This window comes from Micromonospora sp. M42, from assembly GCF_000568915.1.
In the GTDB taxonomy this organism is placed as follows: Bacteria; Actinomycetota; Actinomycetes; order Mycobacteriales; family Micromonosporaceae; genus Micromonospora; species Micromonospora chalcea.
On record NZ_KK037233.1, the window covers coordinates 307,274 to 319,038 of the forward strand.

The window sequence follows — 11,765 nt, forward strand, 5'->3', positions numbered from 1 at the left end:
CGGGCGCCGTCGCCGCTCACCGGCTCAGCGCGATCCGGATCGCCAGGACGATCAGGATGAGCCCGGTCAGCCGTTCGATCACCAGCAGCACTGACGGCCGGGTCAGCCAGGGCTGCAACCTGTCGATGAGCATGATGTAGCAGGCCCACCAGAGCACGGCGAGACCGATGAACGTGGCGGCCAGCACCGCCGTGCGGGCCGCCGCCCCGTCGCCGGGCCTGACGAACTGCGGCACGAACGAGACGTAGAAGACGACCACCTTGACGTTCAGCAGCTGGCTGGTGACGCCCATGACGAACGAGCGGCGGGCCACGTGGGGCTCGTCGGCGGCCGGGGCCTCCGGCACCGGCGCGGGGCCGGTCTCCGGGTCCGGCCCGGCGCCGCCCGCGCCGACCGGGACCGGCTGCGCCGCCGGGGCCGTCCGGCGCGGCCGGGTGGCCCAGAGGATCGTGCCGCCCAGGTAGAGCAGGTACAGCGCGCCGGCGACGCGCAGCACCGTGTAGAGCGTCGGCGAGGAGACCAGCAGCTGCGGACAGGCCGGCGGTGGCGAACGACGCGTGCACCAGCGCGGCGACGAACAGCCCGGCCAGCACCACGAACCCGGCCCGCCGGCCGTACCTGACGGTCTGCCGGGTGACGAGCGCGAAGTCGACGCCCGGCACGATGATGATGAGCAGGCTGGCGGCGACGAAACTGATGATCTGGATGTCAGACACGACGCCGGCTCTCCTGTCCTGCGGCGAGCGCCGGCGCCGCCTCCTCGATGACGGAGACACCGCTGTCCTGGCGTGGCCCGTGCCGGCGCCACTGTTCCCGCAGCCGGATCCGGCCGTCCGGCAGCCGCTCGGGCCGGGACTCGCACTCGCCGACCACTATGGTGCCGTCGGTGAGCACCTCCAGGTAGGCGAAGCGCACCACGCCCTGGGCGTCGCAGGTTCCCGCGAGCCGGCCGTGCCGGACCGGGCCGCCGGTGATCTCCGCCCAGACCAGGTCGCCGCGCTGGTGGTAGTGCCCCCGCAGCGGCTCGGCGCCGTCACCGGCGTCGTGGTCCACGGAGACGAAGACGCGGCCGTCGTAGTCGAATGTCGTCATCGCGCTCACGCCCACCGGGTGCTCACGTAGTCGTCACGGAACCGGCAGACCGTGCGGCCGGCGATCGAGTTCAGGATCATCGCGCTGCGGATCGGCAGAATGCTCAGGTTGGAGTCGACGAGCCCCTGCACGTACCGCCCCCGGTTCAGCACGAAGATCTTGTGGTCGTCGGCGTGCTTCCACCGGATCGAGTAGTCCGACTCGATCACCGGTTCGCCGCGCTCGTCCACGTCGATCAGCGCGGACAGCTCCGGATCGAAGGGGAGCGGGGCGAGCCGCCGGCCCGCCGCGACGATCACGTTCACCGCCCGGTGCCGTTCCTCGCCGCTGCCGGCGGTGAGGCACTCCAGCTCCACCTCCCCGTCGAGCTGCTGGGCGCCGGTCACGGTACGGCTCGGCATGATCGTGACCGGGAACCGCCCGGTCCGCAGCCGCTCCTCGTAGTTGTGCTGGTAGACGCCGCGCAGCGTGCCGGGGGAGATGCCGTCGCTGGTCAGGATCTGCCCGGAGACCAGCCGTTCCCGCACGTCCCGGGACAGCGAGAGGAACGCCTCCTGGTAGGCGGGCCGGTACAGGTCGTTCGCCGAGGGGGAGTCCTCCAGCGGCGCGAACCAGGACCGCCGGCCGATCCACTTGATGTCGCGGCAGCCGCGGGCGAGCAGCGCCGCGACGCACTCCGCGCTGGTCTGGCCGCTGCCGATCACGACCCACGGCACGTCCGGCTCGTCGGGCACGCCGGCCAGGCGCCGGTTCAGCTCGTCGGCGACGAACAGGTGCCGGGGGTCGAGGGCGTCCAGGAAGTCCGGTACGAAGGGGACGGTCCCGCTGCCGAGCACCAGGTGCTGGGAGCGGGCGACCTCGACGCCGCCGCTGCGGGTGACTATCGCGCCGTCGAACTCGACCCGGTCGACGCGGGCGCCGTAGGTGATGCGCGGCAACTGCTCCGCCGCCCACACCAGGTACTGCTGGTACTCGATCCGGGGGATGGTGTCGAAACCGGCGCCCAGCAGGGCGTAGACCCGGCCGGTGGTGACCAGGTAGTTGAGGAACGACAGCGGGTGCGTCGGGTCGTAGAGCGAGACCAGGTCCTTGACCCAGCCGGTCTGCATGCGCACGCCGCTGTGCAGCATCCCGTCGTGCCAGCCCGGCTGGTCCCGCGCCTCGAACAGCGCGATGTCGTGCGGCGCGAGCGCGTCGTACATCGCGGCGAGGCTCAGGTTCGCCGGCCCCGCGCCAATTCCCACTGTGTGATAGGTCTGCGTCATCAGTCTGCCTCTGTGTCTAGCCGTGCGGGACACGGATCGCGGATCGGGAGTTCAGCAGGGCGGTGGCGGCGAGCCGGCTGGCGGCCAGGACGGTCTTGGCGGCGCCGCCGCTGCCGCCGGTGAAGGTGTGCACGGCGCCGGCCACTGCGCGCAGGGCCAGGCCGGGCGGGTCGCTGTAGCAGTCGACGGCGCTGACCGGCGGGCCGTCCGGGCGCGGGTCCAGGCCGGGCAGCCGCCGCGCGGCGACCGCCCGCACCCGAGCCGCCAGGCCGGAGTCCGGCGCGGGCGCGGGCGGGTCGACGTCCCAGCGGTCGCTGGGCAGCCCGAGAAGGACACGCCCCGGACCGGCGGGCCGCCCGTACAGGCCGCTCGTCTCATCGACGAAACACGGCAGGTCGGCCCGGCCGGTGCGGTGGTGGGCGTACTGGATGTGCTTGGTGCGCAGCGTGCTCGGCAGCCCGGCGGCGCGCAGCAGGCCCGGCGTCCAGGCTCCGGCCGCCACCACGACCAGGTCACCGGTGAGGCGGCGGCCGTCGCGCAGGTCGACCGCGCCGTCGCCGAGGCGGGCCACCGGCGTGGTCTCGGTCCGGTCCAGGCCCCGCAGGACGCTGCGGCGCAACCGGTCCGGGTCGAGGTGGCCGGCCCGGCGTTCCCAGACCCCCACCGTGCCGTCCGGGAGCCGGTCGAAGCCGAACCGCCGGGAGACCTCGTCGCGGGTCAGCACCTCGGCCCCGGCCACGCCGGCCGCCGCACCGGCGTCGACGGCGTCGAGCAGGTAGAGCGAGCCGGTGGCCCGCCACCCGGCGGCCGCGGCGAGCGCCGGGTCGTCCCGCAGTTCGGCGAGGCTCGCGGTGGCCAGGGCCCGGGCGGCCGGATCGGGCTCGAAGGCGCGTACCAGGCCACCGGAGGCGGCGGTGGCGTCGGCGTGCCCGCCGGCCGGGCCGCCGCCGTGCGGGCCGACCAGCACCGCCTCGGCGCCCGCGTCCCGCAGCCGCCGGGCGAGCAGGACACCGGCGAGGCCCGCGCCGACGACGAGCACGCGGGGCTCACCCACCGGAGGCCGCCGGTTCCGCGCCGCCGACGACGTCGAGCAGGCGGGCCGCCCGGTCCGGGTCACCGGGGTACGCGGCCAGCGCCGCCCGGACGACGGTGGCGCTGTCGAAGTGCGCCGGGCGCAGCGCCTGCTCACCCCGGGTCAGCTCGACGTCGGCGAGCACACCGTCCAGACCGGGTACGGCCCCGGCGAGCGTGGCGGCGTAGCGCGCCTTGAACGCCTCGTACGCCTCGGGCCGGAAGTCCGACTCGTAGCGGTCCGGCCGGTCCCAGCTCAGGAACGCCCGCACCACTGCGGGGTCCTCGTCGGCGAGGAACTCGTGCGCCCAGATCGCGTGCCCCCGGCTGGTGGAGAACTTCGCGCCGGTGAGCCGGTAGAACTCGTTCACCACCAGGCCGGCCGGCCGGTCGGGCAGCCCGGCGGCCAGGTGCAGGGCGGGGATGAGCAGCGCGTAGTAGAAGGCGTTGTCCACCCCGAGGAAGATCCACTGCTCGTCCACGTCCCGCCACGCGTCGAGGTACCCGGCCAGGGTGTCCGCGTCCGGCCGCAGGTGGCGGGCGGGCAGCAGCAGGTTCGCCAGGGCCATCTCGGCCCAGACGTCGATGCGCAGGCCGTCGTCCCACTCGATGCCCCAGTCCGTCGGGTACGCCAGCGGCACCTCCGGCAGCCCACCGTCCAGGTACGACGCGACGAGCCGGCGCAGCCGGGGCGGCAGCACCGCCCCGGACCAGAACCCGGTGAGCCGCTCCCGGTGCTCGTCCAGCCGCAGCACCGGCACCGTGTGGGTGACCGGCTCCGGTGGCGCGTCGCAGCAGGTGGACCGCGCGTCGACCAGGTTCGCGGCGGTGCAGAAGCCGCCGCACCCCTCGCAGGTGCCGCCGTTCGCGCCGGCCCCGCAGGCCGGGCAGCGCCCCGCGACCCGCACGTGGTGCAGGGTCCGCCGGCAGGCCGCGCAGGCGCGCAGCGACACCGGCGCGACCTCGACCACCTTCGCCTCGACCAGTTCGGTGAGCAGGCCGGCCACCGCCTGGCGGTACGCCTCGTCGGCCAGTGGGTCGGCCATCACGTCGTACCGGATCCGCGCGGCGCGCAACGCGGCGTGGATCAGCGACCCGTAGCGGGCGACCGTGTCGGCCGGCGTCTCGCCGTTCGCCTCCGCCCGGGCGAGCACGTAGTTCTGGTGGGCGTCCAGCCCGCACTGGGTCACCACCCGCCGGCCGGCGGCGCGCAGCGCGCGGGCCGCCACGTCCCCGGCGACGTACGGGCCGCTGAGGTGCCCGAGGTGCAGCGGACCGTTCGGGGTGGGCGGCGGGGTGACCAGGAGCACCGCGCCCCGCCCGGCCGGATCGTCAGCCACGGCCGGTCCCGTCGCCCGCGTCCGGCCGGCCGGTCTCGGGGCGCGGCATCCAGTAGACGCTCAGGATGGTCAGCGGCTGTTCGGGGGAGGGGTTGTGGATGATGTGGCGCTGCTCGGGTTCGAGCAGGATCACCCCGCCGGTCGGCACCTCGACCTTCTCGCCGCCCGCCTCGTAGATGGCGGTCCCGCGGGTCACCACGGCGAACTCCACCTCGGGGTGGACGTCCTCGGTGCTGCGGCCGCCGGGCGGGATCACGCACCACATGGCGTCGAACGGCAACGGGCCGAGATCGCGGTACTGGGTCCAGCGGCCGATCTGGATGCCGTACTCGTCGGTGAGCTCGGCGGTGTCGCTGACGTACCTTCGCATGTTCGTCCTCCTGGTCGGCGCGATGCCCGTCGGGCGCGCCGGACGGATCTGGGTTTGCGGAGAGTGACCGGAAGTGGTGCTTCTGCGACGCAGAGCCAACCGCCTGCCGGAGTGGCAATTCGACTTCGGTCGATAGCGTCGGACCCACTGTGGACCTAACCTCGGCTGGCCAACAGGAGCTACACCGGCAGATCACCGGCAATGGCGCTACTGATTGCCCGCTCAGTGGCCGCGCAGCGGTGGTCCGCCTGTACGAATCCACCAGAACCGGTACGGAGACGACGCTGTGATCGGCTACATGGATACGTTGGGTGACGAAATTGCTACCGCTCGGCGACGAGCCAACCTGACTCAGGAGGAACTGGCCGCCCGCACCGGGCTGAGCGTCCGGAGCATCCGCAACCTGGAGTCGTCGCGGGTGACCCGCCCGCGCCCGGCGACAGTGCGGCTGCTGCGCGACGTGCTCGGCCTGCCGGCCCACCCGGCGCCGGCCCGGATCCGCCCCATGCAGTTGCCGCTGGAGATTCCCGGCTTCACCGGCCGTTCGGCACAACTACGGCAACTCGACCGGCTGCTCGACGGCGGACCGCGGCGGATGTCCAGCGTGGTGGTCTGCGTCCTGTCCGGACGCTCCGGGATCGGCAAGACGGCGCTGGCGCTGCGCTGGGCCCACCGGTCCGCCGCACGGTTCGTCGACGGGGTTCTGCACGTCCAGCTCGGCGGAAGCGACTCGCGCCGGCCGGCGGTGGCGCCCGCGGAGGCGCTCGCCGGCCTCATCGAGGCGCTCGACGTGCCCGGCGGCATTCCCTGCGGTCCGGCCGCGCGCACCGGGCTGTACCGCAGCGTGCTCGCCGGGCGCCGGATGCTCATCGTGCTCGACGACGCGCGCGACGCCGAACAGGTCCGGCCGCTGCTACCCGGTGTCCCCGGCTGCATGGTGGTGGTGACCAGCCGGGACCGCCTCACCGGACTGGTCGTCGGCGAGGCCGCGCGTCCGGTCGTGGTGGACGAGCTGGCGGCCGGTGAGGCATGGGAGCTGCTGGCGGCCCGTCTCGGCGAGCGTCGCCTCACCGCCGAACGCGAGGCGGTACGGCAGATCATCGCCCACTGCGCGGGGGTGCCCCGGGCGCTGGCGGTGGTCGCCGCCCGCGCCGCCGTCGCGCCCCGGCTGCCGCTGGCGGAGGTGGCCCGCCAACTGCGGTAGGGACCGGCGGACCGGGGCGGTCGCGCGGCGCGGGCGCCCCGGTCAGCGCCGGTCGGCGCGGGTGCCGGCGCGGGCGGCCACGTGGGGCCGGCACCGGCGCGGTCGGCGGGAGCGCCGGGGTCGGGCACCGGCTGCTCCCAGCGGGGCCACGAGCGGAAGCTCGCCGGCCCAGAGTCCGAGCGCCGCGTCCGGGCTGTCGCCGTCGTCCGGCGGGCCGCTGCGCGTCTTCACCGACGCCTCGGCCAGCGGCAGCGCCAGCAGGGCCGTGGCCGCCAGCTCCCGCCGGTTCGGGCGGCGGGCGTGGTCCCACTGGCCGGGGGCGACGTGCTCGGTGAGCAGGCGGAGTCCGTGCAGCTTCTCCTCGGTGCCGGTCACCCACCGGGGCCGGCCGTAGATCATCGCGCTGCGGTAGTTGACGCCGTGCTCGAACACCGAGCGCGCCAGCACCAGGCCGTCGACCACGGTGACCGTGACGCAGACGTCGGTGTCGGTGGTGAGGCTCCGGCTGGCCACCGAGCCGTGCAGGTAGAGGTGCCGGTCGTCGAACCCGTAGACGGTCGGCACCACCATCGGGTGACCGTCCACCAGGACGCCGAGGTGGCAGACGAACCCGGCCCGGAGCACGTCGAACAGGGCGGCGCGGTCGCGGTGCCCCTTCTCCTTCATCCGGCGCAGGCTCGTGCGGGGCGTCGCGGACAACTGCCCGTCGGCATCGGTCATGGCTGATCTCCCGTCGGTCCCGCCGTTTCTACCGGGCCGGACGGCGCTCCTCAAGAGGGCCGGCGGGGACGACCCGGTCAGGTCGGCGGGTGCTCGCGGCAGCCCCGCGGTCGCCTGCTCAGCGGACCTTCCTCGTCGGTCGCTTACGAGGCGGCGTCAGCAGCTCGGCGATCGCCGAGATCGCGGACGGCACCAGACGGTAGTACGCCCACACACCCCGCTTCTCACGCTCGATCAGACCGGCCTCGGTGAGGATCCGAAGGTGATGGCTGACGGTCGGCTGGGAGAGCCCGAGCGGCGCGGTGAGGTCGCTGACGGACGCCTCGCCCTCCGGAGCGGACTGGATCAGGCTGAGCAGGCGCAGCCGGGCCGGGTCGGCCAACGCCTTCAGCACTCCCGCGAGGCGTTCGGCATCGGCACGCTTGATCGGCTCGCCGGTCAGCGGCGAGATGGCAGGGGTGGCAGTTTTCGCAGTTCCCACGCTTGCATCGTTGCATCAACGGCCGCCGCATGCCGGTGCAACCAGGACCGGATCATGGTGAGTCGCACGACAGGGGTGTCAGGCGGTGGGGCGCAGGTCGGCGAGCAGCCGTTCCACCCGGGCGCGGATCTCGTCCCGGATGGGGCGTACCGCGTCGACGCCCTTGCCCGCGGGGTCTTCCAGCTTCCAGTCCTCGTACCGCTTGCCCGGGAAGACGGGGCAGGCGTCACCGCAGCCCATGGTGACGATGACGTCCGAGGACTCCGCCGTCTCGTACTCCAGGCGCTTGGGGGTCTGGTCGGTGATGTCGATGCCGACCTCCCGCATGGCCTCGACGGCGGCGGGGTTGACCTGGTCGGCGGGCGCGCTTCCGGCGGAGCGGACCTCGACGGTGTCGCCGGCGAGGTGGCGCAGCCACCCGGCGGCCATCTGGGAACGGCCGGCGTTGTGCACGCAGACGAACAGGACGCTGGGTTTGTCGCTCATCGGGTCTCCATGATCCTGATGGTTGCCGTGACGTGCCGCGGCGCGGTCGGGGCATCTCATGGCCGGGTTCCCGGCGCGGGGAACAGGCGGGCACGGGCCCACAGCGACACGTAGACCAGGCCGACGAGAACCGGAACCTCGATCAGCGGGCCGACGACGCCGGCGAGGGCCTGGCCGGAGGCGATCCCGAAGGTGCCGATCGCGACCGCGATCGCCAGTTCGAAGTTGTTGCCCGCCGCGGTGAAGGCCAGGGTGGTGGTGCGTTCGTAGTTCAGGCCGATGGCCCGGCCGAGCAGGTAGGAGCCGGCCCACATGAGGGCGAAGTAGGCCAGCAGCGGCAGGGCGATGCGGGCCACGTCGACCGGCCGGTCGGTGATGGCCTCACCCTGCAGGGCGAACAGGACGACGATGGTGAACAGCAGTCCGTACAGGGCGACGGGTCCGACCCTGGGCAGGAATCGCCGCTCGTACCAGTCGCGGCCCCTGGTCCGTTCGCCGAGGCGGCGGGACAGGTAGCCGGCGAGCAGGGGGATGCCGAGGAAGACGAGCACGTTGCCGGCGATCTCCCAGCCGGAGACCTGCAGCGCGGCGCCGTCCAGACCCAGCCAGCCCGGCAGCACCGACAGGTAGAACCAGCCGAGCAGGCCGAACGCGAGGACCTGGAACACCGAGTTGACGGCGACGAGGACCGCTGCCGCCTCCCGGTCGCCGCAGGCCAGGTCGTTCCAGATGATGACCATCGCGATGCAGCGGGCCAGGCCGACGATGATCAGACCGGTGCGGTACTCCGGCTGGTCGGCCAGGAACATCCAGGCCAGGGCGAACATGACGGCGGGACCGACGATCCAGTTGAGGATCAGCGACGAGACCAGGAGGCGCCGGTCACCGGTGACGGTGTCGAGGCGGTCGTAACGGACCTTGGCCAGTACCGGATACATCATGATCAGCAGGCCGAGAGCGATGGGCAGGGAGATGCCACCGACCTCGACGGCGTCGAGAGCGTCGTCCAGGCCGGGAACGATCCGGCCGAGCAGCAGGCCGGCGACCATGGCCAGGCCGATCCAGACCGGCAGGAACCGGTCGAGGCGCGAGAGGCGTGCCACCAACGGTGGGGCGTCTTCGGCTCTGGTGGCGGTGCTCATCGGTCTGCTCCCGTGGATCGTCGGTGCCGGCGCGTGCGCGTCGGGTGAGGTCGCCCTGTGCGGGCGGCTGCGTCGGGCGCCCGCAGACTGAGGCGGTGATCAGGCCGGCTTCCCGCAGGGTGCGGCGGTGTGCGGGGCGACGCGATCGACGCGGTCGGCGAGGTCGGCGTAGGCCTCCTCGAACGCTTCGTCGGTGTCGACGCGGGCCGGGTCCGGCACGGACCAGTGCAGGCGGGGGCGGACCGGCCCGGTGAGTTCCTCGTGGGCGTTGTCGCAGACGGCGATGACCAGGTCGCCGTCCCGGACGACGTCGTCGACGTGTGCGGTGCCGGCCGGGCCGAGGTCGAGGGCGTGGCGGTGGGCCACGGCGAGCGCGCGGGGATGGACCCGCGGCGCCGGCCTGGTGCCGGCGGATGCGGCGTCGCCGTTGGCGCGCTGCCTCCACAGCGCCGCGGCCAGTTGCGAGCGGGCGGAGTTGTGGGTGCAGACGAAGACGACCCGATGCGCGCCCGCCAGTGGTGGCGGCGTGAGGGCGGAGAGGGCGGCCGGTCGGAGTCGAAGGTAGATGCGTCGCCGATCGCCCTCCGACCGGCCCCGGACGACGAGGCCCGCGTCGGCGAGGACCTTGACGTGATGGGCGACCAGGTTCGTCGGCATGGCGAGGGTGTGTGCGATCTCCCCGGGTGAGGCGTCGCCCAGGGTGAGCGCGTCCACGATGGCCAGGCGGGCCGGGTCGCCCAACGCGGCATGGACCCGCGCGCGCTCGACCAGCGAGTAAGACTCAATCTCCATTGACTCAATAATTTCTGATTAATCTGGAGGCGTCAAGCCGCGCGGCCGGATCCCCCGGGAGTGCGAGTCGCCGCGCGGTGGTCTACCGCTGCGCCGCGGCGGTCGGCTCGATCGACAGCAGGCCGGCGAGCTGGCGCAGGATCTGTGGCCGCGCCCGGTAGTAGACCCACGTGCCGCGCCGTTCGGCGTCCACCAGGCCTGCCTCGCGCAAGGTCTTGAGGTGATGAGAGATCGTCGGCCCGGTCAGGTCGAACGCCGGCGTCAGATCGCACACGCAGGCCTCGCCGCCGTCGGCGGAGGCGATCATCGACATCAGCTGCAGCCGTACCGGATCACCGAGGGCCTTGAACGCGGGCGCGAGGATCGCGGCCGTCTCTGCCGGGACCCGGCGCTGCGCCAGTGGGGGGCAGCACGGCGCGTCGGCGTCGAGGTCGACGAGGGGGATCGGCGCTTGGTGCTTCGGCATGCCTCTAGGTTGACATCCATCTAATCAGCGTGCAACTCTCTGTTTAGACATATGTCAAGACAAGGTGCTCCCAGGAAATGAGGCTCGTCATGTTCGGCTTCCCGCGTCGCCGGCCGTCATCCGTGGCAGGGGTCCGGTTCTGCGACTCCTGCGCCCGGGTGTCCACTCCCGCGCAGAGGATCGCCCGCCTCCGCGACCGCGCCCGCACCACCGCCTACGCGCTGACGGCACCCCGCTGAGAAGCGGGACCGCTGCCCTGCGGATCGCCCGCTCCGGCGCCTGCTAGGCTTCCATCGTCAATCGGCGATTAACGATGGAGGGAGAGATGATGGGGGACCTCCTCGACCGCGACACCGCGCAGACCTATGCCTCGTGGTTCCGGGCCCTCGCGGACCCGACGCGGGTGCAGGTGGTGGAGTACCTGGCCCGCCATGCCCGGCCGATGAGTGTGGGGGAGATCGTCGCCGCCGTCGGGCTCGCCCAGTCCACCGTCTCCCAGCACCTGAAGATCCTCACCGAGGTGCGGTTCGTGCTCGTCGAGCCGGTCGGCACCGCACGCCACTACCGCATCAACGACGCCTGTGTCGGGTGCTTCCCGTCCGCCGCCGACGTCGTCATGGGCCGCCCGGCCCCCGATCCGGTCGGAGCCTGCTGAGGCAGGCGTCACCCGCACCTCTTGATCCGCCATTCTCAACACCGAGGAGTTCCCGATGAGTGTCCTGGACGAGTCGCCCGTCGTGGTGATCGGCGCGGGCCCGGTGGGTCTCGCCGCCGCCGCCCACCTGCACGAGCGTGAGCTGCCCTTCCTCGTCCTGGAGGCCGGGGACACCACCGGCGCGGCGGTGCGGCAGTGGGGGCACGTGCGGCTGTTCTCCCCGTGGCGCTACAACGTCGACCCCGCCGCCCGCCGGCTGCTCGACGACGCCGGCTGGGTCGCCCCGGTCGAGGATGCCCTGCCCACCGGCGCCGAGCTGGTCACCGACTATCTTCAGCCGCTCGCGGACCTGCCGCAGCTCAAGCCCCACCTGCGCTACGGCGCGCGGGTGGAGGCGATCAGCCGGCTCGGCCTGGACCGGCTGCGCACCGCCGGCCGCGAACAGACGCCGTTCCTGATCCGCCTCGCCGACGGCGACGAGTTGCTCGCCCGCGCCGTCATCGACGCCTCCGGCACCTGGGGCACCCCCAACGTCCTCGGCGCCTCCGGCCTGCCCGCCCGCGGCGAGACGGACGCCGCGGCGTTCCTCGAGCACGCCCTGCCCGACGTGCTCGGCAGCGGCCGGGACCGCTTCGCCGGCCGGCACACCCTCGTCGTCGGCGCCGGCCACTCCGCCGCGAA

General features: G+C 73.3%; 15 protein-coding genes. 3 read left to right on the plus strand and 12 right to left on the minus strand.

All coding sequences use genetic code 11. From position 1 onward, the window contains the following. Nucleotides 1-16 precede the first annotated feature (16 nt). From MCBG_RS34625 to MCBG_RS01070, 6 genes are all read right to left on the minus strand, one after another. Nucleotides 17-496 (minus strand): LysE family translocator, encoded by a 480-nt coding sequence (locus MCBG_RS34625; RefSeq protein ID WP_255358558.1) that lies wholly within the window; start codon nucleotides 494-496, stop codon nucleotides 17-19. 212 nt (nucleotides 497-708) lie between these two features. Further along, nucleotides 709-1,092 (minus strand): hypothetical protein, encoded by a 384-nt coding sequence (locus tag MCBG_RS01050; RefSeq protein ID WP_205796696.1) that lies wholly within the window; start codon nucleotides 1,090-1,092, stop codon nucleotides 709-711. Nucleotides 1,093-1,097: 5 nt separating this feature from the next. Then, nucleotides 1,098-2,357 (minus strand): lysine N(6)-hydroxylase/L-ornithine N(5)-oxygenase family protein, encoded by a 1,260-nt coding sequence (locus tag MCBG_RS01055; RefSeq protein ID WP_043323130.1) that lies wholly within the window; start codon nucleotides 2,355-2,357, stop codon nucleotides 1,098-1,100. 16 nt (nucleotides 2,358-2,373) lie between these two features. Next, nucleotides 2,374-3,411, minus strand: coding sequence for an NAD(P)/FAD-dependent oxidoreductase (locus tag MCBG_RS01060; protein WP_043329999.1), 1,038 nt, complete (start codon nucleotides 3,409-3,411; stop codon nucleotides 2,374-2,376). Further along, the gene (locus MCBG_RS01065) at nucleotides 3,404-4,768 is read right to left on the minus strand and encodes a class I tRNA ligase family protein (RefSeq protein ID WP_043323134.1); all 1,365 of its coding nucleotides are present in this window, start codon (nucleotides 4,766-4,768) and stop codon (nucleotides 3,404-3,406) included. Before MCBG_RS01065 ends, MCBG_RS01060 begins: the two co-directional genes overlap by 8 nt. Further along, nucleotides 4,761-5,138, minus strand: a complete 378-nt coding sequence (locus MCBG_RS01070) for a cupin domain-containing protein (protein WP_043323137.1) — start codon at nucleotides 5,136-5,138, stop codon at nucleotides 4,761-4,763. The genes MCBG_RS01065 and MCBG_RS01070 overlap by 8 nt, the downstream gene beginning before the upstream one ends. A gap of 298 nt (nucleotides 5,139-5,436) precedes the next feature. Between MCBG_RS01070 and MCBG_RS01075 the strand changes: the two genes are divergently transcribed. Then, nucleotides 5,437-6,342, plus strand: a complete 906-nt coding sequence (locus tag MCBG_RS01075) for a helix-turn-helix domain-containing protein (protein WP_205796698.1) — start codon at nucleotides 5,437-5,439, stop codon at nucleotides 6,340-6,342. Between the two features lie 42 nt (nucleotides 6,343-6,384). On the opposite strand, the gene MCBG_RS01080 is transcribed toward MCBG_RS01075, so the two are convergent. The 6 genes from MCBG_RS01080 to MCBG_RS01105 all read right to left on the minus strand — a co-directional run bounded on the left by MCBG_RS01080 (nucleotide 6,385) and on the right by MCBG_RS01105 (nucleotide 10,429). Beyond that, nucleotides 6,385-7,062: a pyridoxamine 5'-phosphate oxidase family protein gene (locus MCBG_RS01080; RefSeq protein WP_043323141.1), complete on the minus strand. Its 678-nt coding sequence runs from the start codon at nucleotides 7,060-7,062 to the stop codon at nucleotides 6,385-6,387. A 118-nt stretch (nucleotides 7,063-7,180) separates the two neighbouring features. Continuing rightward, nucleotides 7,181-7,543, minus strand: coding sequence for an ArsR/SmtB family transcription factor (locus tag MCBG_RS01085; protein WP_043323144.1), 363 nt, complete (start codon nucleotides 7,541-7,543; stop codon nucleotides 7,181-7,183). A 78-nt stretch (nucleotides 7,544-7,621) separates the two neighbouring features. Further along, nucleotides 7,622-8,029 carry an arsenate reductase ArsC gene (locus tag MCBG_RS01090; RefSeq protein ID WP_043323146.1) on the minus strand — a complete coding sequence of 136 codons (408 nt, stop codon included), beginning with the start codon at nucleotides 8,027-8,029 and terminating at the stop codon, nucleotides 7,622-7,624. A 56-nt stretch (nucleotides 8,030-8,085) separates the two neighbouring features. Beyond that, nucleotides 8,086-9,171, minus strand: a complete 1,086-nt coding sequence (gene arsB, locus MCBG_RS01095) for an ACR3 family arsenite efflux transporter (protein WP_043323148.1) — start codon at nucleotides 9,169-9,171, stop codon at nucleotides 8,086-8,088. Nucleotides 9,172-9,270: 99 nt separating this feature from the next. Continuing rightward, entirely contained in the window at nucleotides 9,271-9,963 is a 693-nt protein-coding gene (locus MCBG_RS01100; protein ID WP_043323151.1) for an arsenate reductase/protein-tyrosine-phosphatase family protein, read from the minus strand. An 82-nt stretch (nucleotides 9,964-10,045) separates the two neighbouring features. Then, nucleotides 10,046-10,429, minus strand: a complete 384-nt coding sequence (locus MCBG_RS01105) for an ArsR/SmtB family transcription factor (protein ID WP_043323153.1) — start codon at nucleotides 10,427-10,429, stop codon at nucleotides 10,046-10,048. A 328-nt stretch (nucleotides 10,430-10,757) separates the two neighbouring features. Here MCBG_RS01105 and MCBG_RS01110 point away from each other — a divergent pair, with 328 nt between their 5' ends. Next, entirely contained in the window at nucleotides 10,758-11,084 is a 327-nt protein-coding gene (locus tag MCBG_RS01110) for an ArsR/SmtB family transcription factor (RefSeq protein WP_369799347.1), read from the plus strand. Between the two features lie 55 nt (nucleotides 11,085-11,139). Further along, a partial coding sequence (locus MCBG_RS01115) for an FAD-dependent oxidoreductase (RefSeq protein ID WP_043323159.1) occupies nucleotides 11,140-11,765 on the plus strand: 626 nt, incomplete at its 3' end.